A 666-nucleotide genomic window follows, 5' to 3' on the forward strand; every position below is an offset into this window, starting at 1 on the left:
AATTCCTTTATAGTCCTGTCGGGTTTCGCCACCTCTGACTTGAGCGTCGATTTTTGTGATGCTCGTCAGGGGGGCGGAGCCTATGGAAAAACGCCAGCAACGCGGATCACAACAAAAAGCCCGCTCATTAGGCGGGCTAAATTCTCATGTTTGACAGCTTATCATCGATAAGCTAGCGGCCGCTAGCTTTAATGAGTTATCGAGATTTTCAGGAGCTAAGGAAGCTAAAATGGAGAAAAAAATCACTGGATATACCACCGTTGATATATCCCAATGGCATCGTAAAGAACATTTTGAGGCATTTCAGTCAGTTGCTCAATGTACCTATAACCAGACCGTTCAGCTGGATATTACGGCCTTTTTAAAGACCGTAAAGAAAAATAAGCACAAGTTTTATCCGGCCTTTATTCACATTCTTGCCCGCCTGATGAATGCTCATCCGGAGTTCCGTATGGCAATGAAAGACGGTGAGCTGGTGATATGGGATAGTGTTCACCCTTGTTACACCGTTTTCCATGAGCAAACTGAAACGTTTTCATCGCTCTGGAGTGAATACCACGACGATTTCCGGCAGTTTCTACACATATATTCGCAAGATGTGGCGTGTTACGGTGAAAACCTGGCCTATTTCCCTAAAGGGTTTATTGAGAATATGTTTTTCGTCTC

Annotated in this window: 1 protein-coding gene; it reads left to right on the forward strand. The window is 44.3% G+C overall.

The annotated features are described in order from the left end of the window. Positions 1-229: 229 nt before the first annotated feature. The coding region (locus ACFIJ0_RS07120) for a CatA-like O-acetyltransferase (RefSeq protein ID WP_375661441.1) at positions 230-666 on the forward strand (437 nt) is incomplete at its 3' end.

The organism is Bartonella sp. OC68QHHN (assembly GCF_042193875.1).
Taxonomy (GTDB): domain Bacteria; phylum Pseudomonadota; class Alphaproteobacteria; order Rhizobiales; family Rhizobiaceae; genus Bartonella; species Bartonella grahamii_A.